Origin of the sequence: Carboxylicivirga taeanensis (genome assembly GCF_051851475.1) — a bacterium.
Classification (GTDB): domain Bacteria; phylum Bacteroidota; class Bacteroidia; order Bacteroidales; family Marinilabiliaceae; genus Carboxylicivirga; species Carboxylicivirga taeanensis.
Genome location: NZ_JBPUSJ010000007.1, coordinates 86,433 through 111,451 on the forward strand (window position 1 = coordinate 86,433; position 25,019 = coordinate 111,451).

18 protein-coding genes are annotated in these 25,019 nt (G+C 42.9%); 11 read left to right on the forward strand and 7 right to left on the reverse strand.

The window, feature by feature from the left end:
* Positions 1-10: 10 nt before the first annotated feature.
* From ACSX1H_RS12125 to ACSX1H_RS12170, 10 genes are all read left to right on the forward strand, one after another.
* Complete coding sequence (locus ACSX1H_RS12125) at positions 11-1,501, forward strand: Gfo/Idh/MocA family protein (RefSeq protein WP_439184273.1); 1,491 nt, start codon at positions 11-13, stop codon at positions 1,499-1,501.
* Between the two features lie 104 nt (positions 1,502-1,605).
* Positions 1,606-4,770, forward strand: coding sequence for a beta-galactosidase, LacZ type (gene lacZ, locus ACSX1H_RS12130; RefSeq protein ID WP_439184275.1), 3,165 nt, complete (start codon positions 1,606-1,608; stop codon positions 4,768-4,770).
* Positions 4,771-4,932: 162 nt separating this feature from the next.
* Positions 4,933-6,231: an SUMF1/EgtB/PvdO family nonheme iron enzyme gene (locus ACSX1H_RS12135; protein WP_439184277.1), complete on the forward strand. Its 1,299-nt coding sequence runs from the start codon at positions 4,933-4,935 to the stop codon at positions 6,229-6,231.
* Between the two features lie 2 nt (positions 6,232-6,233).
* Complete coding sequence (locus ACSX1H_RS12140; RefSeq protein WP_439184278.1) at positions 6,234-7,535, forward strand: Gfo/Idh/MocA family protein; 1,302 nt, start codon at positions 6,234-6,236, stop codon at positions 7,533-7,535.
* 443 nt (positions 7,536-7,978) lie between these two features.
* Positions 7,979-9,508 (forward strand): 2,3-bisphosphoglycerate-independent phosphoglycerate mutase, encoded by a 1,530-nt coding sequence (gene gpmI, locus ACSX1H_RS12145; RefSeq protein ID WP_439184280.1) that lies wholly within the window; start codon positions 7,979-7,981, stop codon positions 9,506-9,508.
* Positions 9,509-9,728: 220 nt separating this feature from the next.
* On the forward strand, positions 9,729-10,397 hold the full coding sequence (locus tag ACSX1H_RS12150; RefSeq protein ID WP_439184281.1) for a ferredoxin reductase domain-containing protein: 669 nt from the start codon (positions 9,729-9,731) through the stop codon (positions 10,395-10,397).
* Between the two features lie 2 nt (positions 10,398-10,399).
* Positions 10,400-11,443, forward strand: a complete 1,044-nt coding sequence (gene rlmN / locus ACSX1H_RS12155) for a dual-specificity RNA methyltransferase RlmN (protein ID WP_439184282.1) — start codon at positions 10,400-10,402, stop codon at positions 11,441-11,443.
* An 85-nt stretch (positions 11,444-11,528) separates the two neighbouring features.
* Complete coding sequence (locus ACSX1H_RS12160; protein WP_439184283.1) at positions 11,529-11,849, forward strand: single-stranded DNA-binding protein; 321 nt, start codon at positions 11,529-11,531, stop codon at positions 11,847-11,849.
* A gap of 117 nt (positions 11,850-11,966) precedes the next feature.
* Complete coding sequence (locus tag ACSX1H_RS12165) at positions 11,967-12,770, forward strand: outer membrane protein assembly factor BamD (protein WP_439184285.1); 804 nt, start codon at positions 11,967-11,969, stop codon at positions 12,768-12,770.
* Between the two features lie 255 nt (positions 12,771-13,025).
* The gene (locus tag ACSX1H_RS12170) at positions 13,026-13,919 is read left to right on the forward strand and encodes a radical SAM protein (protein WP_439184286.1); all 894 of its coding nucleotides are present in this window, start codon (positions 13,026-13,028) and stop codon (positions 13,917-13,919) included.
* Positions 13,920-13,925: 6 nt separating this feature from the next.
* Here the strand turns inward: ACSX1H_RS12170 and ACSX1H_RS12175 are convergent, their stop codons facing one another.
* The 3 genes from ACSX1H_RS12175 to ACSX1H_RS12185 form a co-directional block, all read right to left on the reverse strand.
* Positions 13,926-15,077, reverse strand: a complete 1,152-nt coding sequence (locus ACSX1H_RS12175) for an MFS transporter (protein WP_439184288.1) — start codon at positions 15,075-15,077, stop codon at positions 13,926-13,928.
* Between the two features lie 142 nt (positions 15,078-15,219).
* Complete coding sequence (locus ACSX1H_RS12180; RefSeq protein ID WP_439184290.1) at positions 15,220-15,594, reverse strand: DUF3127 domain-containing protein; 375 nt, start codon at positions 15,592-15,594, stop codon at positions 15,220-15,222.
* Positions 15,595-15,604: 10 nt separating this feature from the next.
* Complete coding sequence (locus tag ACSX1H_RS12185; protein WP_439184292.1) at positions 15,605-16,060, reverse strand: peptidylprolyl isomerase; 456 nt, start codon at positions 16,058-16,060, stop codon at positions 15,605-15,607.
* A gap of 404 nt (positions 16,061-16,464) precedes the next feature.
* On the opposite strand from ACSX1H_RS12185, the gene ACSX1H_RS12190 reads away from it, so the two are divergent.
* Positions 16,465-17,037: a hypothetical protein gene (locus ACSX1H_RS12190; RefSeq protein ID WP_439184295.1), complete on the forward strand. Its 573-nt coding sequence runs from the start codon at positions 16,465-16,467 to the stop codon at positions 17,035-17,037.
* A 58-nt stretch (positions 17,038-17,095) separates the two neighbouring features.
* Here ACSX1H_RS12190 and ACSX1H_RS12195 read toward each other — a convergent pair whose 3' ends face one another.
* The 4 genes from ACSX1H_RS12195 to ACSX1H_RS12210 all read right to left on the reverse strand — a co-directional run bounded on the left by ACSX1H_RS12195 (position 17,096) and on the right by ACSX1H_RS12210 (position 24,618).
* Positions 17,096-18,106 carry a PorP/SprF family type IX secretion system membrane protein gene (locus ACSX1H_RS12195; protein ID WP_439184297.1) on the reverse strand — a complete coding sequence of 337 codons (1,011 nt, stop codon included), beginning with the start codon at positions 18,104-18,106 and terminating at the stop codon, positions 17,096-17,098.
* Complete coding sequence (locus tag ACSX1H_RS12200) at positions 18,093-18,998, reverse strand: T9SS type B sorting domain-containing protein (protein ID WP_439184298.1); 906 nt, start codon at positions 18,996-18,998, stop codon at positions 18,093-18,095. The genes ACSX1H_RS12195 and ACSX1H_RS12200 overlap by 14 nt, the downstream gene beginning before the upstream one ends.
* A 75-nt stretch (positions 18,999-19,073) precedes the next feature.
* Positions 19,074-20,084 (reverse strand): PorP/SprF family type IX secretion system membrane protein, encoded by a 1,011-nt coding sequence (locus ACSX1H_RS12205; RefSeq protein ID WP_439184299.1) that lies wholly within the window; start codon positions 20,082-20,084, stop codon positions 19,074-19,076.
* A 10-nt stretch (positions 20,085-20,094) separates the two neighbouring features.
* Positions 20,095-24,618: a T9SS type B sorting domain-containing protein gene (locus tag ACSX1H_RS12210; RefSeq protein WP_439184301.1), complete on the reverse strand. Its 4,524-nt coding sequence runs from the start codon at positions 24,616-24,618 to the stop codon at positions 20,095-20,097.
* Between the last annotated feature and the right edge of the window lie 401 nt (positions 24,619-25,019).

Genomic DNA, 25,019 nt, shown 5'->3' on the forward strand with positions numbered 1-25,019 from the left:
CGATAAAATTATGGCATCCAACAGACGAGCATTTCTAAAAAACATGGCCTTGGGAGCTGGCGTAGTAACAGCTGCTCCAATCGCAGGTTGTACAACCAAACCTAATGAAAATGAACAAGTCGCCTATATTAGGGAACGAGCCGAAAGAGTGCCCAAAATGCATTTCAACATGTGCGGGTATGCAGCACCTAAATTGAACACCGTGCGTGTAGGATTCGTTGGAATTGGCGATAGGGGAACCCCTGCTGTTAAGCGCATGACACATATAGAAGGTGTTGAAGTAACTGCTATATGCGACACCCGTCAGGCAGCTCTGGATGGAGCTCAGAAAATATTGAGTGAGGCAGGCTTACCCAAAGCAAAAGAATTCACCGGCAGCGATACCGCCTTCAAAGATCTGTGCAACAGTAACCTGGTCGATCTGGTATACATTGCTACTCCATGGGAATGGCATGTACCGGTAGCTATTGCTGCCATGAAAGGCGATAAGCACGCTGCTGTAGAGGTATCAACAGCCAAAACCATGGACGAATGCTGGGAAATGGTAGAAGTTTCGGAGCAAACTAAAAAACACTGCGTTATTCTTGAAAACTGTTGCTACGACTTCTTTGAGCTGCTGACTCTAAATATGGCTCGTCAGGGCGTATTTGGCGATTTAGTGCACGGCGAAGGTGCCTACATCCACGATCTGGACTACTGGCACTTCAACAAACCTCAAGATGACAAGCCGGGTGGCGATGGTGCCTATGACAAATTATGGCGTCTGCACGAAAATACCCGTAAAGCCAATGTATATCCAACACACGGCTTAGGACCTATCTGTCAAGCCATGGATATTAACCGCGGCGACCGGATGGATTACCTGACGGCCATGATGTCGGATGACTTTACGCTGGCCAGTCGCATTAAAGAGTTAGCCCCTGATCGTCCGGACCTGCAGCAGTTTGTAGGAAAGCAGATGCGCGGCAACATGGATATGCAGATGATTCGCACGGTGAAGGGACGAACCATCATGATTCAACATGACATTAGTTCGCCACGCCCCTATTCGCGCATTCACATGCTGAGCGGCACGAAATGTTTCGCACAAAAATGGCCACTGCAGCATATTGCATTCGGACACGATGTTGCCGATGATGCCAAAATGAAAGAGTTATGGGATAAATATACGCCGGAGATAGTGAATCGTGTTGGTGAAATGGCTAAAAAAGTGGGGGGCCATGGTGGCATGGATTTCATTATGGACTGGCGCCTTATTGACTGCTTGCGCAACGGCCTGCCTGTTGATATGGATGTTTATGACGCTGCTGCCTGGAGCTGCATTACGCCATTGAGTGAATGGTCAATCGCCAATGGCTCCAAACCAATTGATATTCCAGATTTTACCCGTGGAGCATGGAAAACCAATCAACCGATAGAAATAACCCTCAAAGGAGGAGGTACAACTGGCGTGAGAAATATATCTGACGCCGACGCTAAAGGACAGCTTTCTGTTCACTAAAACTTAATAGGCAGCAGGCTGTAATTAGCTTGCTGCACATTATTGATACACACAGTTTAAACGATTTTGTCCGGTTAATATTGGAAACCGGTAAACATAGCACAATGACAAAGCACTTATTAATAGTATTTGCCCTTGCAGCCTGCGCAAGCCTATGGTCTGCATCGGCTAAGGATTTAAAGGACTGGGAAAACCCAAAAATGTTTGACCAGAACAAAGAGGCGCCACATGCGTCTTTCATGACTTTTGCCAACATGAAGGAGGCCATGACCAAAAAACACCAGGCATCTGCTTTTTACAAAAGCCTTAACGGCACCTGGAAATTTAATTGGGTGAGAAAGCCGGCCGATCGACCAGTCGACTTTTACAAACCCTCTTTTGATGTCAGCCAATGGGACAATATTAAAGTTCCTTCCAACTGGGAGCTGGAAGGCTATGGCGTGCCCATTTACTGCAACCATCAATACGAATTTGCCAGCTACAAAGCGCCCGTTTCTGATGAAATCAAGTTTGTTGAAAAAATCTATCCGGCCAATCCCGGACAAGTGCCACACGATTACAACCCGGTTGGCTCCTATCGCCGCACTTTTACCGTTCCACAAAGCTGGGATGGCCGACAGGTGTTTATCCAGTTTGGAGCTGTTAAATCGGCCTTCTACATTTGGATTAACGGGCAGAAAGTAGGCTATAGCCAGGGCAGCAAGACCGAAGCGGAATGGGACATTACCAAATACCTTCAGAAAGGCGAAAACACAGTGGCCATTGAAGTGTATCGCTGGAGTGACGGCTCTTATCTGGAGTGTCAGGATTTTTGGCGCATCAGTGGTATTGAGCGCGATGTATTTATCTACTCAACCCCTAAAGTACGGGTGCGCGATTTCTTTGTTAAAGGTGATTTGGATGAAAAATACACCAATGGAATTTTGAAGCTGGACGTTGACCTGAAAAATCATACCAAAGGCCTTCGTTCGGGTAATTACAAACTCACTTATTTACTGTTTGACAGCAACAATAAAATAGTTGCTCAAGAAACAGCAAATGCGAAAATCAATAAGAAAGAAAATCTTCAACTACACTTTGAAAAACACATTGAAAATCCTTTAAAGTGGACAGCTGAAACGCCTAACTTATACACCCTGGTATTGCAACTGGAGGATGCAAAAGGCAATAAAGAATACGTTTCTACCAAAACCGGTTTCAGAAAAGTAGAAATCATTGATGACATCTTCCACATCAATGGGGTGGAAGTACTGATAAAAGGTGTGAACCGCCATGAGCATAATCAAACAACCGGCCACGTGGTTAATGAAGCAGACATGCTGCAGGAGATTAAACTCATGAAACAGTTCAACATCAATGCTGTTCGTAACTCTCATTACCCAACACACCCACGCTTCTACGAGCTGTGCGACGAATATGGCCTGTATGTCACCGATGAAGCGAACATTGAATCGCACGGAATGTATTACGGCAAATACTCACTGGCCAAAAAACCGGAATGGAAAGAGGCACACCTGGATCGCAACATTCGCATGGTGGAGCGCAGCAAAAACCACCCAAGTATCATTGTTTGGTCAATGGGCAATGAAGCGGGCGATGGCGAAAACTTCACCGCTGTTTATGACTGGATTAAACACCGCGACCCATCGCGCCCTGTTCATTACGAACGTGCCGAAATGCGCGAAAATACAGATATTTTCTGCCCTCAATACCCTGGCGTTCGCTACCTGAAGCAATATGCTTCGAAGCACCAAAAGAAACCGATGATAATGAGCGAATACTCACATGCCATGGGCAACAGCACAGGGAACCTCTCCGATTTGTGGGATGTGATTTACGATCGCAGCAACCGCCAGTTGCAAGGTGGCTACATCTGGGACTGGATTGATCAGGGACTCCTGGAGCACGATGAGGAAGGACGCCCCTACTGGACCTATGGTGGTGATTATGGAGAGAACATGCCTACAGATGGCAACTTTGTGTGTAATGGCATTATTTTCCCCGACATGACTCCTCAGCCCTCTTTATGGGAAGTTAAGTACGCCTACCAATACGTGCGTTTTTCTAACGAGGGATTACCTGTTGGTCAGTATAAAATCACTAACTACCACGATTTTATCACACTGGATAACTACGACATCCGTTATAGCATCACGGAAAACGGGAAAGAGATTCACCATGGATTCGTTGATGTAGAGCTGAATCCACACGATAGCAAGGTACTTGAAATTCCGGCAGTACCAGTAAAAGGTCAACCCAACTGCGAGTACTTCATCGACTTCTCGGTTCGTCTGAAAACAGGTGTGTCTATCTTAAAAGAAGGTTTTGAAGTAGCTCATGAGCAGTTTAGCTATCCGGTGCCCGTGCACCCATTAGCAACCTTTGAACAATACACTGATCTTCAGCTGAATGATCGTAATGAAGAAATCAGTGTTGACGGTGCAAATTTCAATATCGTATTCAGCAAAAAAGCAGGAACCATATCGAGCTGGACGGTTAATGGCACGAGCCTGATCCAAAACGGACCAGAAGTAAACTTCTGGCGCGCACCTAACGACAACGATAAGGGGAGCAACATGATTAAGCGTTTGGGCATCTGGCGCGAAGCAAGTCAATCGCTAAAAGTAGCCGATATTCAAGCCGAACAAGTTTCCAACTACAAGGCAGTGGTGAAAGTTACCTATGCCATCGAAGCCATCGCTTCTACCCAAACCATTAGTTACGAAGTATTGGGCAATGGCAAAGTAATGGTTACAAGCCAGATTCAATTAGGAAAAGAAGACCTTCCGCTGTTGCCGCGCTTTGGCATGCGCATGGAAATGCCGGTGGAATTTGATAACCTGAAATTCTTTGGCCGTGGCCCGCATGAAAATTACTGTGACCGTAACCGAAGTGCATTCGTTGGTGCTTACGAAAGTAAAGTAGCCGACCAATACGTTCCTTATGTACGTCCGCAGGAAAATGGTTACAAAACAGATGTCCGCTGGTTTGAACTGAGAAACAATAATGGTTGGGGATTAAAAATAAGCGGATTACCTACCTTAGGTTTCTCTGCTCTGCACAACCCCATTGAAGATTTCGATCAGGCAACACATCAGGAGTTCAAACACCTCAATGATATCGTTAAAAAGGACGGTGTTTACTTAACTTTTGACCTGAAGCAGATGGGGGTAGCAGGTGATAACTCATGGGGTGCAACACCATATGAGCAATACACTTTACCTGCTCAGAACTATGAATTTAAATTCAGCATTGAGCCTGTATTTTAAGAAATAGACAAACAGTTACATATTTCACAAAAGGGTCTGGTTTTATTAAAATCAGGCTCTTTTGCAATTATAAATAGGGGTTACACCCTTTGCAGGTGTTATACTGTGGGAGACTCTATGCAGATAAATAGTATTTTTGAACGGTACATAGATTAGTAAAACATGAGAAAAGGGGTGGTTCTATTAGTAATGACTGGCATGGTGCTCGGGCTGGTAAGTTTTTTAATGATAAAAGCAGACCAATACACCTCATCTGATGCCTATTGCAACAGCTGCCATGCGCATACACATGCCTATAGCTCGTGGAAACTATCTCCTCATAACCACACATGCGAGCAAAACGTTCATTGCATTGATTGCCATTTGCCCCCAAAAGAGCAGGGCTTTTACAAAGAAAAAGTCAAGGCTGGACTGCGTGATTTACATGCCTACTATTTTAAAGATTCCACCGATTTTAACTGGCAACAAAAGTCGCAGGTTGAATTTGCCAGACGACACACTTTTAAGGAGGCCTGTATCCACTGTCATCCAAAACTATTCCCTACCGGTCTGTCGGAAAGCGGCGATTTGGCCCATTGGCATTATCAACAAAACATGGAGGACATGCACTGCATTCAATGCCACCTGAATGTCGGGCACGGAACTGGGGAGAAAGCCAGTCAAAACCTCGCTTTGTTTAACAGCTACCACCCTACTGACACCACCTATACACATGCAGCCAACATCAAAGCATTCAAACCCTTTACAGAAACCATCCCGGGAAGCGACATTTCATTTAGAATGCTGCCCGTACAAGCACCATCACGTCAAAGCAAGGACACCACATCAATTGAGGCATTTTTTATAGGCGAAAGTGAAGTGAGTTGGGATGAATACCTGCTATTTCTCTCAGAAACAGAAGCAGAAGGCCGTTCTGAGCATGCCGATGTTGATGGCCTATCAGGCGCTACTCCTCCCTGGGGAAATCCTGACCAGGGCTGGGGACTGGGCCAACGTCCGGCGATTACCATGACGCACCACGCTGCCACTGTTTACTGCCAATGGCTATCGCACAAAACCGGTAAACACTACCGTTTGCCAAGCGAAGCAGAATGGGAGCACGCTGCCAGAGAGGCGATTAAAAATCACCCCCTGAACCATCAGCTGGTTAATACAAACAAAACACAAACCCTCGAACCCGATAAAATTCAACCCGATGCGATTGGTACCCGACACCTGTTTGGCAATGTTAAGGAGTTCTGCGCTGATAAGTTTGAAACAGGCAGCCCTGAATTTGTGATTAAGGGAGGCTCCTTCAAATCAGATATTAGTATGTTATCGCCCACGTTCCGCGAGTCAACCCAGCATCGGAAGTGGCTGAAAACCGACCCGCAAATTCCTAAAAGTATCTGGTGGTATTCCGATTGTAACGATGTGGGCTTTAGAATCGTTTTAAGCCATCAACCCAGTAAAACCAATTAGTTATGAGCAAGCATACACGTCGCGATTTTATTAATAAAAGTCTTTTGGCTGGCGGGTTAACACTGGCAGCCGGAGCAATTAGCTGTCGCCAGAAAAACCAGGCTCAGCCTCTGCGCCAATCGGCACCTGATGGTCCCGTTCTCAAAGCCGGGCTGGTAGGATGTGGCTCACGCGGAACAGGGGCTGCTCTCAATTTTTTAGATGCGGGCCCCTCGCTGGAACTGGTTGCATTAGGCGATGTGTTTGATGACAAGCTACAAAAATGTCGTGCCAATATTAAAAAAGAACGAGGGATTGAAATCGATTCAGAGAGGTGCTATGTGGGCTTTGATGCCTTTGAAAAGGTGATTGATGCGGGTGTGGATATCGTTCTGTTAGCCACCCCACCCTACTTTCGACCACAACATTTTGAAGCAGCCGTTAAAGCAGGAAAGCATGTGTTTATGGAAAAACCTGTGGCGGTGGATCCGGTTGGGGTACGCTCCATCCTGATTAACGGCATGCGTGCCCAAGAGATGGGACTTTCTGTTGTAACTGGCACCATTAAGCGGCACCAGGAAGACTACCTGGCCACCTACCAAAAAATTCAGCAGGGAGCGATTGGTGAAATTGTGGCAGGCAATTGTTACTACAACCAGGGCAAGCTGTGGCACGTTAACCCCAGAGCCGAATGGAGCGAACTGGAGGCCATGTTGCGCAACTGGGTAAACTGGTGCTGGCTCTCGGGCGACCATATCGTAGAACAACACATTCACAACCTCGACCTGATGAACTGGTTCATAGGGGCTCACCCCGATAGAGCCACTGGTTTTGGAAGTCGCCAGCGTCGCAGCACAGGCGATCAATATGATAATTTCAGTGTGGATTACATCTACCCCAACAATGTGCATGTTCACAGCATGTGCCGTCAGATAAACGGCTGCTCAACCAATGTAAGTGACAGCATCAGAGGTACACATGGCTACACCAATTGTGAAAACACCATTTTCGACACGCACGGACAAGTGCGATGGAAATACCCCTTAACCGAGGAGCAACAAAACGACCGCTGGTATTTCTTCTGGCGAGCCTTTGCCCAGGAACACATCGACTTGGTGACGGCCATTCGAACTCATCAACCAATCAACGAAGCACAACAGATTGCCGAATCATCATTAACTGCCATAATGGGACGTATATCGGCTTACACGGGTAAAATGGTGAGTTGGGACGAGCTCCTGAACAGTGAACTAAAACTCGGCCCCAAACACTTCGTAATGGGCCCGGTAAACATCAATAAGTCAATACCAATTCCAGGTCAGTAATGGACAAAATAAATCTAATTACCTGCGAGCAGTGTAAGGCCTGCTTAAATAAAGATGAGCTGTTACGCAGCTGCTGTAACTGCTTTTGTTGCACCGGCTGCGAAATATACATCTGCAGCAACTGCCAGCAGGAAATCGTTGTTCAGCCAAGGGGACAAGCACCTCAATACACTCGTGAGCGCGAATAGCCAAGCCAAAATCAGCCAGAAATCAAGTGCCCTTTTTCGCATTGCCTGAAAATAACTTACTTATTACATTTTTTTAACGTTTATCACCAAGCCAGTCATAAACTTAATTCCCAACCACACGTTATCTTTTAGGCAGTTAAATAAAGATGAATAGATAGGATGGAACCTTTTAATTTCCTGTTAATTTATCTATTTTTGCGCCGTTTTGTATGACGATTATCAAGTAAAAACAGAAAAAGATTAAAATATTATCACATGAGCAAGAAAACGATTTTGATTATCCTTGATGGATGGGGATATGGAGACCATTCAAAATCAGATGGTATCTTCACTGGTGAAACACCATATTTTGATAGTCTGGTAAAAAATTATCCAAACTCAAAGCTACAAGCTTCGGGTGAAAACGTAGGTTTACCTGACGGACAAATGGGTAACAGCGAAGTTGGCCACTTAAATATTGGTGCCGGACGCGTTGTCTATCAAGATTTAGTAAAAATCAATCGTGCATGTGCCGATGGTTCTATTGCTCAAAACCCTGAAGTGGTTAAAGCCTATTCGTATGCTAAAGAAAATGGCAAGCAAATTCACTTCTTAGGCCTGTTATCTAAAGGTGGCGTTCACTCAAGCCAGGAGCACCTTTATAAATTATTAGATATTGCCAAAGAATACGGTATTGAAGAGCGCGCGTTCGTGCATGCCTTCATGGACGGCCGTGACACTGACCCCAGAAGTGGAAAAGGTTTTATGTCAGAGCTGCTTCAGCACATGGAAAAATCAGGTGGTCAGGTAGCTTCTATGATTGGCCGTTACTACGCAATGGATCGCGATAAGCGCTGGGAGCGTGTAAAAGAAGCCTACGATTTGATGGTGAACGGAACAGGCAAAGCGACTTCTGATATTCTTTCTGCTATTGACGAGTCGTATGCCGAAGGTGTAACTGACGAATTTATCAAAGCAGTTAGCCACGTTGATGCCAATGGCAAGCAGGTAGGTACTATTCAGGAAGGTGATGTAGTGGTATTCTTTAACTTCCGCAACGACCGCGCTCGCGAAATTACGCAAGTTTTAACACAGGAAGACATGCCTGAGCAAGGTATGAAAACCATTCCGTTGCACTATTGCACCATGACACCTTATGATGCAACTTTTAAAGGTATGCACATCCTTTTCGACAAGAGCAACGTTACTAATACCATTGGTGAAGTAGTTGCCAGCAAAGGCTTGAAGCAACTGCGTATTGCCGAAACAGAAAAGTATGCACACGTAACCTTCTTCTTCTCAGGCGGCCGCGAGGCAGTATACGAAGGCGAAGACCGCATCTTGGTAAACTCTCCGAAAGTAGCTACTTACGATCTGCAACCTGAAATGAGTGCCCATGAGGTGAAAGAAAAGATTGTAGCTGAGCTCAACCAGAATAAATATGATTTTATTGCATTGAACTATGCCAATGGCGACATGGTGGGACACACCGGTGACTATGATGCAATTATGAAAGCCGTTAAAGCGGTTGATGACTGTTTGGAAGCTACCGTTGAAGCGGCTAAAGCCAATGGTTACGAAGCCATTATTATTGCTGACCACGGTAATGCCGATAATGCAATAAATGCTGATGGCTCACCAAACACGGCGCACTCTCTAAACCCTGTTCCATTTATCTGGGTAACTGAGCGCAAAGGAGAAGTAAAAGACGGTATCCTGGCCGACGTGGCACCTTCATTGCTCCATTTGATGGGTATTGAACAACCTGAGGAAATGACGGGTCAGCCTTTGATTGATTTGAAGTAATAGCCTAAATATTATACGATTAAAAGGGAGTTGTCTGAAAGCAGATAACTCCCTTTTTTATACCAATATCTACGGGTCGTTCTTACCCCTCAATGCCAAATAATATCTTGTTTGTATTTAAGGCACGAACCTTCTCAATGCACTGATGGACTGTCCATTAATCATATTTAACAAGCAACTCCAAACAATCCCTCTCCATTGGTGTTTCATACAAAAATAAATGATGAACCAGCATAAACGAAAAGCACTCAACGCTGTTAAGGTAATCAGTAACCAGCTGCTTACCGAAGGGGTGCACTACATACAACTTGAAAAACTGCATGAGTTCCAAGCCGGCCAAGTTATTGCTTTGGCTATGCACCCCAATGATGAGCCCCGCCTCTATTCAATTGCTTCAGGCACACAGCGGCCTTACCTGAGTATTCTTTTTGATGTTAAACCCGATGGCGAATTAACGCCTCCACTTTCCAAGGTGCAAATCAATGATACTGTTTACATATCGGAGCCTTTTGGTAAGTTTCTGTGTAAAGAGCAACCGGCAACCTGGATTGCTACCGGCACCGGCATTGCACCCTTCATTTCATTGGTTGAATCGGGCTTAGCGCAAAACATTCAGCTCCTGCATGGTGCCCGCACCATCGATAAGTTCTATTTCCAGGATGTATTTCAAAAAGAACTTGGCACCAACTACCTGCGCTTTTGCACCACCCAATCGGGGCAACACATTATTGAAGGGCGCCTAACTACCTATTTGAAAAACAGCACGAATCTGTCAACCAATAATAAATACTATCTTTGTGGCGGCCCGCAAATGGTAATTGATGTGCGAGAAATACTGATTTCCAAAGGCGTGTCTTATGACAATATTATAGCAGAAATTTATTTTTAGAGATGAGCAAAGAGGCACTATACGGTAAAACACTAAGTGAGTTAAAGAGTTGTGTGACAGAGTTGGGTTTACCCGCGTTCACCTCCAAGCAAATAGCCGACTGGTTGTATAAAAAACATGTCACCTCCATTGAAGACATGACCAACCTCTCCAAAAAGGCCAGAACACAGCTCACGGAGCATTATGAAGTTGGCTTAACCCCTCCCCAGTCTTTTCAGGAGTCTGTAGACGGAACAAAAAAGTACCTGTTTCAAACCAGCAACAATCAGTTTATCGAAGCTGCCTATTTGCCAGAAGAAAATCGTAACACACTATGCATCTCATCGCAGGTAGGCTGCAAAATGGGTTGCCTGTTTTGCATGACGGCGCGACAAGGCTTCCAAAAAAATCTGACAACAGGCGAGATATTGAACCAAATAGCCAGCCTGCCTGAGCGCGACACTTTAACTAACGTGGTGTACATGGGTATGGGCGAGCCAATGGACAACATCGACAATGTCCTTAAGAGCCTTGAAATCATCACCTCTGAATGGGGCTATGCCTGGAGCCCACGCCGCATCAATGTATCCACCATTGGCGTGGTACCTGCCATGCGCCGTTTTATAGAAGAGTCGGAAGCCCACCTGGCCATCAGCTTGCACTCGCCATTCAATGAAGAGCGCAAACAGCTAATGCCCATCGAAAATGTTTATACGGCCGAGAAAGTGATGGAAGCATTACGCGACTACGACTTTGGTCGTCAGCGCCGAATTTCCTTCGAATACATCATGTTCAAGGGCGTCAATGATTCACCGCAGCATGTCAAAGGGCTCCTTCAATTGCTTAATGGCATTAAGTGCCGTGTAAACCTGATTCATTTTCACCCCATCCCTAACTCGCCACTAAAAGGCAGCGACTACAAAACCATGGAAATGTTCAGGGATAAACTGACACAAAAAGGCATTACCACCACCATTAGAAAATCGAGGGGAGAAGACATCTATGCAGCTTGCGGTCTATTATCAACCAAAAAGCTGATACAGGAAGATACAGACAGTGACTATTAAACAATAGTTTTTACTGCTATTGACATTCAAAATAAAGCTTATTAGATTTATCAATAATTTTTTTCTTATAACTAAATCTAAACAAATGCTGAAACTTATTTTGAATGGAATGCTTGGCAAAGACGCTGAGGTTAAGGAGGTAGGAAACAGAACAGTCATCAACTTTGATGTAGCTGTTTCGATGGACTACAAAAATGCTAAAGGTGAAAAAGTTGAACGTACCGAATGGGTGAGAGCGGCGATGTGGCGGAACGAAAAGCAGAGCACGAAAATAGCAGATTTCCTGAAGAAAGGTCAAAAAGTACTGATTGAAGGTACCCCAGGCAGCGAAGGCTATCAATCAAAAGATGGCCAAGTTAAATCACAGATACACGTCAATGTAAAAGACCTGGAACTGCTGAACTAAAACATTAATAACAAAGGCTGCGATATCTTTCCTTCGCAGCCTTTGTTCGTATTTCATTACATCGGCCTGTAAGCATTGAATAAATCTTCGTATTTTTGGTGCAAAACACAATTTGATATGAAGCTATTTTCAACCATATTAATTACAGCATTGCTATGTATTTCGTGTGGGCCCAATAAGCAGGAACTAGCCAAGGCCAGATACAATAAAGCTGAGCAGCTATTTGCCGAAAAAAAATTCAATGATGCCAAACTGGAGATTGACTCCATAGCAGAGCTATATCCCGATCAGATTGAATTTATTACCCGCGCTAATGATCTCTTACGCCAGATTACAATTGAGGAACAAAACCAAAACCTGGTATTTCTCGATAGTATGCTCACCGCCAAACAAGCCGAGCTGGAACCACTCATGAAGAATTTCATTGTATCGGATGACTATGGTGAAAAACAGATTCTGATTCATAAGCGTCAGAAACCCGAAAACTCATATAGCCGTGTTTACTTAAGAGCTCACCTCGATTTAGAAGGAAACTTTTACATCTCAAGCCGATATACAGGTGCTGAAAGAATTTACCACGACCAGATAAAAGTTTATTTCAGCGGCAACGAAGCCCTTAGTGAGGTTGTTCCCGAAGATGGATTTAACAACCGCTACTTCGAAGATGGTGAAATGACATGGGAAGTAGTTAAATACAAAGATGGTAAAGACAATGGAGTAGTCGATTTTATTGCCCGCAATGCTAGTCAATCGCTCAAAGTCCAGTTCAGAGGTAAAAAATACTACTACATCGTAATGGAAAAGTTTGATAAGGAGGCCATACGCGATGGTTATGAAATTTCCTTTGTACTAAAAGAAATTAAAAAAATTGAGGAAGAATTGGGTAAGGTGAAGGCAGAGCTGAGCCGTCTAAATGTCTAAAACAACATCGTCACGCTTGGCAACGAAACTTTCATACCTCTTAAATAAACAGTAAACGAAGCATTATTGAAGAGGTTTAAAGGTGGTTACCATAAAAAATTAAATTTTCTTCTGGCGTCAGATAAAAAATTTTCCGCTGAGTCTAAGGAAGTTCCATCAAGAAACAAATTACATTGGTTCAATCTGCTAAAATTAACCGCTCTCTATTGAAAATATTAGCACGATTGAGTCGCCTATTTTATTACTTTTGCGGCAATGAATGAGTCGTTTTTAGTCTATCACGAGCCCGTATTCCGTCCTCCTTCAGAGGCGAATTCAGTTATTCTTCAAGTAACGCATGGATGCAAATGGAACCAATGTACTTTTTGCGAAATGTATACCAGCAAGAAGTACTCTGTTAAACCCTTTAGTACCATTACCAAAGAAGTTAGAATTCTCTCGGAGATTCATCCTACAGCCAAACGATTGTTTATTGGCGATGGAGACCTTTTTTCGGTGGAATTTCCACTCATCTTAAAAGTTCTTGAGTGCATTAAAAAAGGTCTTCCGCAGATTAATAGAATATCAACCTACGCTTCGACACGAACTTTAAGCAAGTTCACAAGCGAACAATTGCAGGCAATTAATGAGGCGGGCTTGGATCTGCTCTATGTGGGGTTGGAGTCGGGAGACGACAATGTGCTTTCACTCATCAATAAAGGGACAACAGCAGCCCTGCAAACCGAAGCCTGTTTAAAAGCTAAAAATGCCGGATTCAAACTGTCGGTAATGATATTGAGTGGATTAGGTGGTAAAGTACACACAGAAAACCATGCACTCAACTCGGCTAAGCTTCTGAATGCTATTCAACCCGATTTATTAGCCTTACTGGTAATATCGTTCCCATTTGGCTATGCGCATTTTCAGGAACGCACCAAGGCGCACTTTGAACCACTCTCCCAGCTGGAGATGTTAAAAGAGATGCGGCTCTTATTAAGTAACCTGAATCTTAAAAGCACGGTTTTCAGAAGCGATCATGCCTCCAATTACCTGGTTTTTAAAGGTGGGCTTAATAGAGACAAGGAAACATTTATTCAGCAGCTTGATGATATTATTGAGCATACGATACATGTACCCAGTCCGCACTTAAATGTAAGGCAGCATTTATAACTGACACTATTTACGAGGCATCTTCAACACAAAAGGAATCGATAACAAAGCGAAAACTCCTACAATTTTGTAGGTTAGCTCAAGGCTAAGGTAATCACCCATTAGCCCAACTAGCATTACCATTACGGCGCCGATAAGAAATGTAGTCGTCATAAAAACAGCATTAACAAAATTACTGTAGGCTGTTTTATACTCGTTAACTATGGCCAGAAAAACCGGTCCGGTTGCGAATACAAAAAAACCAGTAGCAATCAACGAAACCATTTGCAACCAGCCACTGGTATATAAAAAGACATAAAATAACACGGGCGCGCCAACAGTTGCAATAAGTAGAGTATTACGACGTCCAATTTTATCAGACATAGTACCCGCAAAAAAAGTTCCGACCACGCCGGCGGCCTGCAAAATAGATAGAGCAATGCCTGCAAACCACAGGGATTCGCCACGAGCCTTTAAAAAGACGGGTAAATAAAAGGTTAAAGCCGATTTCATTGCAGCTCTAAAAAACAAAATCAAGGCAATACTGCTAATTAAAGGGAAAAAGCTTTTGAATGTTTTAAGGTATTCTAAACTACCTCCCCCCTTAACACTCTCAGCAATTGAAATATCCTTCAACTTAAAATACAGCAAAGTAGAAGCCAAAACTCCTGTTGGTATAAAATAGGTTACACCCTGAAGCCCCCATAACTCAACAGCCCCCAGCACGGCAACGGGTCCGGCCGAACGAGCCAACTCTCCTCCAACCATATAAAAACTCATTCCCATACCAACCCGGCTGCCAGATACTTTGCGCATCATTACAGGTGAAGGAACATGAAAAAACGAACTACTAATACCGCTAAACAGCACTAAAATAACCAGAGTGACCTTATTAGGCGCCACCGGTACAAGACTCATTGCAACAGCCGTAAGAGCCGGTGTGAAAATAACAAAATACCGGGCTTTGGTGCGTTCTGCCAGTATCCCTACGAAAGGATTCAGTAAAGTTGGCAGGCGTTGCACAACCGATAAAAAACCAGCAAAAGTCAGGCTGATCCCCATCGTCTCGCGCAGAAGTGGCAAAAGAGGTGCAAGAAAGGCCGTATAGATATCGTGAAAAAAGTGGGCCACCGTCAACAGACTTACTTTGCCCAACTGAAATTTAGCTGGTTGCTTCATGTATTGATAGTCGCGTTTAATTATGAGGTGAAGACTGGAACATTGCTCTTAATCACTGCACGTTTATAAATGAACTGTGCCAGTCAAACAGGCACTAACTAATAAAAAAATCCCGAACACAGGGTTCAGGATTTTGAATATATTAGAATGGTAAATCTTCTTCGGGGCTTGCAGGTGGAATATCCGCTTCGTTAAACGCAGGAGCTGATGCATCTGGCGGTAATGCCGCCTCTTCCTTCTCTATTCTCCACGCTTCAAGATTAGAAAAATAGTTTACGCGTCCATCCTTTTCCCATTTACGGCCACGGATATTAAAGTTCACTTTAATTTGATCGCCCACTTGAATAGGGTCAAGTAAGTTACATCTGTCTTGAGTTAACTGAAACTTGATAAAATCATTCCAGTCTGAATTGCGCTCATTGAGCACCTCAATTACAAACTCCCTCTTTTTAAAGTTTGCACTAATATCCTGAACATCTTCTTTTACAATAACGTTTCCTGAAATTTCAAAATTCATTCCTTGCGTTCTATTCGTTTACAACAATTTTAATTATTTCATCGCCCTGGCGAATATCGTCTATTACATCCAATCCTTCAACTACTTTACCAAAACAAGTATGCTGACGATCAAGGTGCTGAGTATTTTCACGTCCATGACAAATAAAAAACTGTGACCCGCCAGTATTTCTTCCAGCATGTGCCATCGACAACACGCCTTTGTCATGGTACTGATTATCACCATCCAACTCACAATCAATACTGTAGCCAGGACCTCCGGTACCTGCACGAGGGCTGTTTCGATCGCGTGAATGCGGACATCCACCCTGTATCACAAAGTCAGGAATTACACGGTGAAAAGTCAACCCGTCATAAAATCCCTCTTTAGCTAATTTAATAAAATTATCAACCGTATTAGGGGCATCATTCTCATAAAACTCAACTTTCATTATGCCCTTCTCTGTATGAATTTCTGCTGTTTTCATCTAGATTAATTTTATAACTATTAACAACCGGATTACTTCGTTAACTATCTTATAACCAATACCCCTTAAATAGAGGACATGTCCAATCCGGATAGCTTTAATTCTATTTTATCAAACAAAAGTACGATAAATAGTTGAAGCATCACAACCGATCTTTTTGAAATTGTAATTAAGAAAGCTTGCTCTATAAAACACCCCATTCAGCATGTGCCACTCATACCGGCAGACACAGAAAGCAAGTTGATCGCCTGTTCACTTCCGTACACCACTTTGTTACGAGAGCGGTCAAATATAAAAGACCCAAATCTCCGTTAATATCTATATACATCTATTATTCAGCCTATTGCAATCATTGGCACGTCAATTGATAATTCATTAGCAACAATAATTAAAAAAAAATTGTCATGAAAACTTCTAGTCAACTTATCAACAGCAAATCAATAATAAGTGTATTTTTTATCACATTGGTTTTATCATTAGGCTTAACAGCTCAAACATCAATAAGTAATGAGTATTCCGAAGGTGATTCTGAACTTTATATCGAAGAATGGATGACCGACCTCGATGCATATACATTTGAAGAAAACCACATGGAAACAGAGCAATGGATGACCGATTTGGACGCCTATGTAACTGATGAATTTGAAATTTCAGAGGTAGAAAGCTGGATGTGTGACTTAAACGCTTTCCAAACTGAAGATTACAATATGGAAATCGAACAATGGATGACTGACCTGCAATCATTTAACACTTCAGATGAAGCGCCACTAGCCATTGAAGCCTGGATGACCAGTCTTGAAAAATTTAACCATGATTTATCATTTGATTTTTATGCCGATGCTGAAGACAGAATGAAAGTGGAAGCCTGGATGACTGGTTTAAACATCTTCAACCGAGCATCTGTAAAAGAAATTGAAAGTATTACAACAATTAATTTGGACATTGATTGCCAAAAGCTGATTGCCCTTAAAAACTAGGATTGATTTCATGACAATTAGGAATAACTTCATGCCGGTATAACAGCCGGCATTTTTTTTAGAACGAACGGATGGACTGAACGGCTTTGTTCCCCTCTTTCTTTTTCACTTTTTTCTTATTAAAACGCCTGTGTCGGTTGCGCCTAATTAGGTCTTCGCTATCGAATGTGAGCGAAACTTCATGGCTGCCCAGCCCAAAATTAACCTTTTCACCCACTGCAAAATCGTAGGAATACCCAATTGCCAGTTTCTCTGTCAATTGCACATTAAGAATGGCTGCAACCGTGCTATTTGTGCGGTATGAAGCCCCAACCCAGAAAAGATTTCGATACATCATTTGCAGGTTAAAATCGAATGCACTGCTGGCTGAGGCTCTCAGGCGACCGAGAAAGGAAGGTTTCAAATAAAAGTCGTTATTCATGCTAAACGTATATCCCGCAGCTAGATAAGCATTAGTAAATTGCTCTAGCACAACTCCACCTGTTTCTTCCAATGACAGTTTACTCTTTAGAATTTTGGGCGCCGAAAGGCCGATATAAAAGTGAGGTGAATACAGAAATACTCCGGCACCAAAATTAGGTTTAAAAGCATTTTCAACATTCTGGCTAAAGCTGGGATCATCACTATCAATTACATCCAAAGAACTTAGTCCGATATTAAAATGATTAACTTGCGCACTAATGCCAAGCGAGACAAACATATCATGACTCAAACGGAGCAGATAGCTGTAGGCAGCAGTGAGTTCACTTTGCTGAATAGGCCCGCTTTGATAATGTAACACACTGGCGCCCAATGAGGCCATTTTACGGTTTAGCGGGGAGTGAATACTTACAGCATAGGTCGACGGTGCATTATCAACCCCCATCCACTGCTGACGAGATAGTGCATTAATACTAAATGCATTTCGAACACCAGCATAAGCCGGATTAATCATCAGCTGTGAATTCATGTACTGTGACGACAGCATATCTCCTTGCGCTATCAGGGCCTGTGGGGCAAATAAGATACCAGCCAGGAGCGATAGCCTGCGCAGAACCTTTATATGCTTTATGTTTTCACTTAGCCACATACACAAATCCGGTTATTCTGTCTGATATACCATCTACAGAAATAATATAGTAATAGGTCCCAGAAGAAACCAGTTTCCCATTACTCGCTCCTGCATTAGCAATCCCATTCCAATCATTCTGGTAGTTGTTATTTTCATAAACCACACTTCCCCACGAATCGACTATTACAATGCGAATACCTTCATAAGTTGAAAAATCGGGAATATAAAACCTATCATTAATACCATCGCCATTGGGAGAAAAGCCCTCCGGTATATAAAAGTCGATATCACCACCATGGCGCACATCAAAATACATCCGCGCCTGACTACAGTCATTATCTATATCGCAAATAATGTAATCAAGTGAGTCTTTCCCAACAAATCGTCTTTCAAACTCCACTTCCAACTCATTATTACCATTTAGGTAGCACTCACCTTGCGCCAACTCTCCCAGCAGTGTAATAGTAACGGGGTCGTCCCCATCGATAGTATCGTTGGATAGAAAATCGATGACCATAGCGTTACCATGCAAGTAGGTGATTGAATCGTTGACGGCTTCAGGAATAAAATCAAAATCTTCAATTTCGACAAATACGGTAGCCTTGCCGCATTTCCCATCCACATTACACACTTCGTAAACAAACTTATCGGTACCAACAAACGAGCGATCGGGCGTAAAGGTAATGGTATGATCACTTTCGACAACGGCAACCCCATTACTGGCTTCATCAACAATTATTAAACTGGTAACGCCACTTAATAGTCCAAAGTCATTATTTAGTACAGGTATATTTTTTTGAGTGTTCTCTAATCCTTTGATTTTATCATCATAGGCATACACATCCTCCTGTCCTTTCAGGGAAAAAGAAAAGGTTAAATAAAGTAGAAATATTGCTGTGAAAATGCGCATGAGGCCTTATTCTGATATTCTCAGTCATCAAAAATAGCATTATTACACCTTTATCCAATAGAGTTAATACAAGCTCTATAGTTTTAATCGCCTAATCGCCTTGTTCCTTTTATTACGATCTCGCTCTGAACAAGGGATTGATCGCTTAGATTTATCCTTGCAAATACGGTACTTAAGAATTAGCTGATAGGCACTCCCATAATCCAGCTGAGCCCCGGTTAATCCGGCCTGATACTCCAGGCCAACCATAAAGTTGCTAATTTGTATACCTGCGGTGGCCCCCATGCCCAGGCTTTTTCCAAAATTATGGTCCATAGTTCGCCGGTAACTTATTAGGCCCCAAAATGACAAATTGGGATCCGGAGTTGGAAAAAACCCCTTAACACTTAAATCAACCTTACTGTCAACCAACATATTCCGTCGATACATCACCAATGGCTCCAGGTAAATATCGCGGTCAGACACCTTAAAAGTCGTTCCGGCATGAATATGAATGTCTGAAGTTAAAGCTGGTTCGTTCTCATTCAGGTACATGGGGTTATTCTGTGGCAAAATATTAGTTACCGAAAAGCCGGCATGATAATCGTTATACTTAAATAACAAGCCAGCATTGGCATTGAAGCCCCAACCACTCTCGTTAGCTCCGGTAAGTATAGGATCCAGAAGTGCCCCATCGGTTAACTCTGACTGATTAACAGAACTTTGCTCGGCATTTATGGACATTCCAAATGTTAATGAAGCAGTTCTTTTCCGTTTTTTCGAAAACATCACTTCGTAAGAGAGAGATGTTTGAAACCCCATCTCCGAATAGTAACCATTTCTATCGTTATAAAAATAGGTGCCAATCCCCAGGCTTTCGGTAAGCGGTCCCTGAAAACTAACAACCTGGGTAGTTGGCGCCTGTTCCATTCCAAACCACTGCTTCTGGTAATAGCCGCTAAACTCATAACACCCCTTATAAAAACCCGCACCAGCAGGATTCATTAAGTATAAATCATACAGGTACTGATTGGTGATATAATATTTTTGCGCATCCACACAGAATACAGTTGCCAAAAAACATGCTATACAGAATAATCTCTTCATATCTTACCAACTACCTCTTAAGCGTTATATGCCCTTTCAACATTTTCTCCAATGGCAACACTTCTATAACATACCAGTAAGCATCTGAAGGAACAGGTTTACCCAGGTACTCCCCATTCCAACCGGGCTCTGATGCTTTGTACTCAATGAGTAGCTTACCAAAGCGATCATAAATTTTGATAATTGAATCCGGAAACTTCTCCATTCCATCGATCTCCCACCGATCATTGAATCCGTCGTTATTAGGTGTTACAAAATTTGGAATATCAATATCAACTAGTGTATTTAGAAGAACCGTATCCATTGCCATACAGGCATTAACATCCTTAACCTGCACAATGTAAGTACCATTTTCCAACTTTTTAAACACATTTTCGTCTTGCCACTCCTCATCGTTGATGGCATATACATAAGGTTCTGTTCCTCCTTGCGCCAACACTCCTATTTGACCATATATTAGTGTATCCAACGTGGCAATTACTGGTGTTTCATTAAATATAACCGTGGTGGTATCCTGCAACCAGAAGCAACCATCCAGCACACTTACCCAATACTCTCCAGGCTCTTTAACTGTGTAGGTAGGCAATCGGCTATCGTCAAACCATCGATAATCGACATAATCGTAGCCGGCTTCAAGCAACAATGAATCACCCATACACACAGCTGTGTCAGGACTTAATTCATAGTCGGGCGCTGGCAAAGTATGCACCATCTTTGTATCAAAGCCCCAACAACCATTAGCATCGCGTACCGAAACAATATTCACCGTATCTGAAAAGTTGGCGTAGGTAAAACGGCCAACATCTCCGTTATGCCATTCGTAATATTCGAAACCGGCGGTGGCTTCAAGCGGAACCACATCAATGGGACAGATAGCCGTATCGGCACCAATACTTACATTGGGAACCGGATGCCAGTTGACCTTTGCCTGGGCAGTTCCTACGCAGCCTTCTGGGGTCTCGGCACTTAAAGTGTAAGTGCCTTTTGTAACAGTGATGGATGGTGTATTAGCTCCATTTGACCAACGGTAATTTGTTAAACCTGCAGGAGCTGACAAAGTACCAAGCTGCCCCGAACACTCAAAAACATCATCTACAGTAAAGCTGGGTATTGGGTTAACGGTAATCTGCACATCGTCCATTACAGAACATCCGAACTTATTAGCAACATCTACCTGATATCTGCCACTAGTTGTAGCAACTATATAAGGAGAGCTAAGATTAACATCACCATTCCACTGGTAATTGGTGTATGAAGGATCGGTTTTTAAGATGATAGAATCACCCTCACACATTTCCCGATCGGGTCCCAGCTCGATTTGAGGCACCGGCAATGTATTTATTGCCATGGTATCAGTCACCAAACAGCCGTTAACATCCGTAACAACCAGTTTATACAAACCTGCCTGATTAGTTGTCCAAGGGGCATCTGTAACGAGGTGCACATCGCTTGCAGCTGTAATGCGATACCAGTCATACTTCTGCGCTGTTGTTTCCGAGTTTGTTAATACAATATCAACATTTTCACATGTTTCATCGGCTGATGGTAATCCTAAGGAGGTCAGCGGATGTTCTGTTACTGTAACATTATCGGTTGCCGAACAGCCATAAATATCAACGGCTTCTACCGAATAGGTACCTGCTTTATCCACCTCCAGGCGCGCTGTTGTCCAATCGCTAAACCGTTGTGGTGAGGTGTTCCAAGTCAGGTAGGCAAAATCGCCAGCACCAACCACAAAGTCTTCAACTGTTATAATTTTAGTATCATTGGGACAAATGTATTCTCTATCAATAAGGCTAACAGAAGGCTTGGCATGCTCTTCAACAGTAATGGCACTCTCTTTAGTACATCCACTTATAGTTGCCTCTACTTCATACACTCCAGGCTCATCCACAACCAATTCGTGTTGTATCCCTGAGCTAATCTCAACTCCTAGTTTTGACCAGGTATAATTTGCATAACCACTTGTTACAAATAGCGTCACCTCTTCACCCGAACATAAATTTTCACTTAAGTTTAATTGAGGATCAGGTACATCAACAAACGTCACCATCACATCATCAGCTACCGCACAACCTTCCCTATCAATAGCTGTTACATAGTAACGTCCATTATCATCTGGACTGGCTGAACTAATTTCGTAGGCCCATTCGGGTGTCGGCTGCGGTAAAGTCTCAATGACGCCCGTACCATCTGGCTGAAAACGCCATTCGAAATTTGAATAATCACTTCCCTGTTCAATGGTTAAAGTGATACCCGCACACTCTTCTCTGTCTTCGCCCAAATCGAACGGTGCCGGAGGCAGAAAACCAAAATTAAATTCATCACGACTCGTACAACCATTGTTATCGGTAATTTCTAACCAATAATCACCAACCGTATTAATTCCTAAACTCGAATTGCTGGAGTTATCGGACCACAAATAGGTATAACCGGCTCCTGTAAGAGGTGCATCAACCGTTGTGGTAGCTGCCACACATCCCAATTGATCTGCTATTTCAAAATCGGGCAAATCATTTACCTGAACAGTAAAACTCTCTGACACAGGACAGCCTTCGTCTCCCCAAACGGTTAGAGTATAGGTGCCCGATCTCTTGGGTTCTATAAAGTTTTGAGTTTGATCTAGATTGAGCACCTCGCCATTATGTACCCACTCAAAACGAACAATGTCGGTATCATCGGCTACGATGCGCTCACCTGCACACACTTCTTTTGTATTTAGAACGATAACTGGTAGTGGATGGGTTGTAACTTGCTTTCTTTCCGTATTAGAGCAGTTTAATTCGTCAGTCACGGTCAACCATACGTCTTGCGTTGCTCCATCAGTTAAAACCACCGAGGTTGAATTACCGGTTGTTCCATCAAACCACTCATAACTACCTAAATTATCAGGCACCTGAAAAGAGACGGTTTCATCGGGACAAACAATCGTATCAGGTCCCAAATCAAATTCGGGCAACAAAAACTCCACCTCAATACTATCGGTTTGTACACAACCTCCAAAGTTAACTTCAGCCGTTACCCAATAAGTTCCTGACTCACTCACTGCAAATGTTGGAGCTGTTGACAGAACGGTTTCTCCTGTATGCTCAGAAAACCAATTATAGCTCTTCATTGGCTCTGTCGTGCTCAATACAATCTGATTTCCATGACACTCCTGCGTTGGTCCTTCCAGACGCAACTGCCCATATGACGAAAAGTAACCATAACTCGTACTTCCTTGATTTTCATCTAAGATACTCATATGAAACAGGCCACTGGTATTTTCAATGGTATGTGGCGATCCCGTAGTGATATCTAACTGAATAATACCACTGTACCAGGTTTGTTCAGGTGAACCACCATCGGTACCCTCCACCTTTTTCCATTCAACAGCATCCAGATCGTTTAAGACGTTTCCGTTTTGATCTCTGAATACAAAGGCATTCAGGTTTTGTTCTTGCGTTAGAAGCTGTACCCAAAACTCGAGTGTAAATGTTCTCACAAAACTAACAGTACGCGAACCGGTACAGTTGACACTTGGCAGAATAGCACTTCCCATCTCATTACCACTTCGGTTCCAAAGGCTACCTAATTGATAGGCATAGATGGGCTTATCTGCTTTAATGTACAAGGCATTCCCTTCTATATCCAAATCAAGCTGCTCACCCCTGTTCAGGTGCTTCACCATGGTTCGGGACTGGTAAATAAGCGTAACATAGGTATCATCTTGGGTGGCCAGTACATATACCTTATTTATAGTACGCTCATCGGGGTTGGTATTAACCGCTATATATTCTGTGCCAATCACTGATGTTGGAATTAACTGATCACCGATCAGATCATACGGACCAAAACCTTCTCCCTGCCAAATACTGTCGTCACTAATAGTTACGGCAATATCCTTGTCAGAAGAAATGTAGGTACCAGCTAAGGAAGAGACTGGAGAAGAATCGTTCCTGTTCTCAATACAGTAAGTTTGACCTCGGTTCAATGTAATGGTATAGGCCACATTAGCAGCATGCCCAACAACCGTCTCTGTTGGCACAATTGTTATCGTGGTATTATCCTCGGTTGCAACAATATCGACCTTTTCATCAGCAATTTGCCGGTGCGGCTTATTTTGATAGGTATTTTGTGAAGGGACGTAAAACTCTGTTCCTAACCCATTACTACCTTTAAGGGTAAATTTGTCGGGGTTAACGCCATTGGCCACCTCGTAGTACACCGAGATATCGGCATCTGAGGTGATCAGAATGCCTTTATTATTAATCCGGTCAGAAGGCCTGTTCTCAACCATGTCCTTACTCAGATCGATGCGCTCCTGAGTTTGAGCACTAATTCGTATATTTTCAATGACTCTTCCGCCATCAGCAGGCATGCTTACCGTTACATTCGCATCGGTATCAATAGCGGTAACCCTGAAAACAATCGGTTCATCTCCATGCTCATAAGTAACATCCGGGGCTACAAACCAAAACTCTCTTCCTACCTGCGAATATGCACAGATACAAAGAAATAATAACGTACAAAAAATAAATAAGCGCTTCTGCATGGTTTAAAAATTAGGTCCTACTTCTTAAAGCCTGTAAAAGAATACACGCGTAAAAAAACCAAAAGCCTTTGACAGTTGCCACTCTCAAATTTTGCTTTCTAACCTGATTTACTTTAATCAAAAAAACACTTATTGGCTAAATAATTTTTTTACGGCCTTTTTTGAGCTTAAGCTATTCTTTAATACTGTTAATATTTGAATAAGGTTGCAAAAAAGTCCAATTATTTAACTAAATTTTCATTTATAATTGAAAATTGAAATGTCTCCTTTTTTGAACATCTACTAAAAACAAACTGAACTTTTAGAATTCTTTCAATTCTACAATGATAAAAAATGCTACATTTAGGTCGAAAAAATTAGGAATGCACTCACAACCACCGCACTTCAATAACATAAATAAG

What these genes read in the sequence shown, in the direction of transcription:
- ACSX1H_RS12150 (WP_439184281.1), top strand. Translation starts at nt 9,729, where the DNA reads ATGATGAACCAGCATAAACGAAAAGCACTCAACGCTGTTAAGGTAATC.
- ACSX1H_RS12205 (WP_439184299.1), bottom strand. Translation starts at nt 20,084, where the DNA reads ATGAAGAGATTATTCTGTATAGCATGTTTTTTGGCAACTGTATTCTGT.
- ACSX1H_RS12200 (WP_439184298.1), bottom strand. Translation starts at nt 18,998, where the DNA reads ATGCGCATTTTCACAGCAATATTTCTACTTTATTTAACCTTTTCTTTT.
- ACSX1H_RS12135 (WP_439184277.1), top strand. Translation starts at nt 4,933, where the DNA reads ATGAGAAAAGGGGTGGTTCTATTAGTAATGACTGGCATGGTGCTCGGG.
- rlmN (WP_439184282.1), top strand. Translation starts at nt 10,400, where the DNA reads ATGAGCAAAGAGGCACTATACGGTAAAACACTAAGTGAGTTAAAGAGT.
- ACSX1H_RS12190 (WP_439184295.1), top strand. Translation starts at nt 16,465, where the DNA reads ATGAAAACTTCTAGTCAACTTATCAACAGCAAATCAATAATAAGTGTA.
- gpmI (WP_439184280.1), top strand. Translation starts at nt 7,979, where the DNA reads ATGAGCAAGAAAACGATTTTGATTATCCTTGATGGATGGGGATATGGA.
- ACSX1H_RS12125 (WP_439184273.1), top strand. Translation starts at nt 11, where the DNA reads ATGGCATCCAACAGACGAGCATTTCTAAAAAACATGGCCTTGGGAGCT.
- ACSX1H_RS12195 (WP_439184297.1), bottom strand. Translation starts at nt 18,106, where the DNA reads ATGTGGCTAAGTGAAAACATAAAGCATATAAAGGTTCTGCGCAGGCTA.
- ACSX1H_RS12210 (WP_439184301.1), bottom strand. Translation starts at nt 24,618, where the DNA reads ATGCAGAAGCGCTTATTTATTTTTTGTACGTTATTATTTCTTTGTATC.
- ACSX1H_RS12160 (WP_439184283.1), top strand. Translation starts at nt 11,529, where the DNA reads ATGCTGAAACTTATTTTGAATGGAATGCTTGGCAAAGACGCTGAGGTT.
- ACSX1H_RS12180 (WP_439184290.1), bottom strand. Translation starts at nt 15,594, where the DNA reads ATGAATTTTGAAATTTCAGGAAACGTTATTGTAAAAGAAGATGTTCAG.
- ACSX1H_RS12185 (WP_439184292.1), bottom strand. Translation starts at nt 16,060, where the DNA reads ATGAAAACAGCAGAAATTCATACAGAGAAGGGCATAATGAAAGTTGAG.
- ACSX1H_RS12165 (WP_439184285.1), top strand. Translation starts at nt 11,967, where the DNA reads ATGAAGCTATTTTCAACCATATTAATTACAGCATTGCTATGTATTTCG.
- ACSX1H_RS12140 (WP_439184278.1), top strand. Translation starts at nt 6,234, where the DNA reads ATGAGCAAGCATACACGTCGCGATTTTATTAATAAAAGTCTTTTGGCT.
- ACSX1H_RS12175 (WP_439184288.1), bottom strand. Translation starts at nt 15,077, where the DNA reads ATGAAGCAACCAGCTAAATTTCAGTTGGGCAAAGTAAGTCTGTTGACG.
- ACSX1H_RS12170 (WP_439184286.1), top strand. Translation starts at nt 13,026, where the DNA reads ATGAATGAGTCGTTTTTAGTCTATCACGAGCCCGTATTCCGTCCTCCT.
- lacZ (WP_439184275.1), top strand. Translation starts at nt 1,606, where the DNA reads ATGACAAAGCACTTATTAATAGTATTTGCCCTTGCAGCCTGCGCAAGC.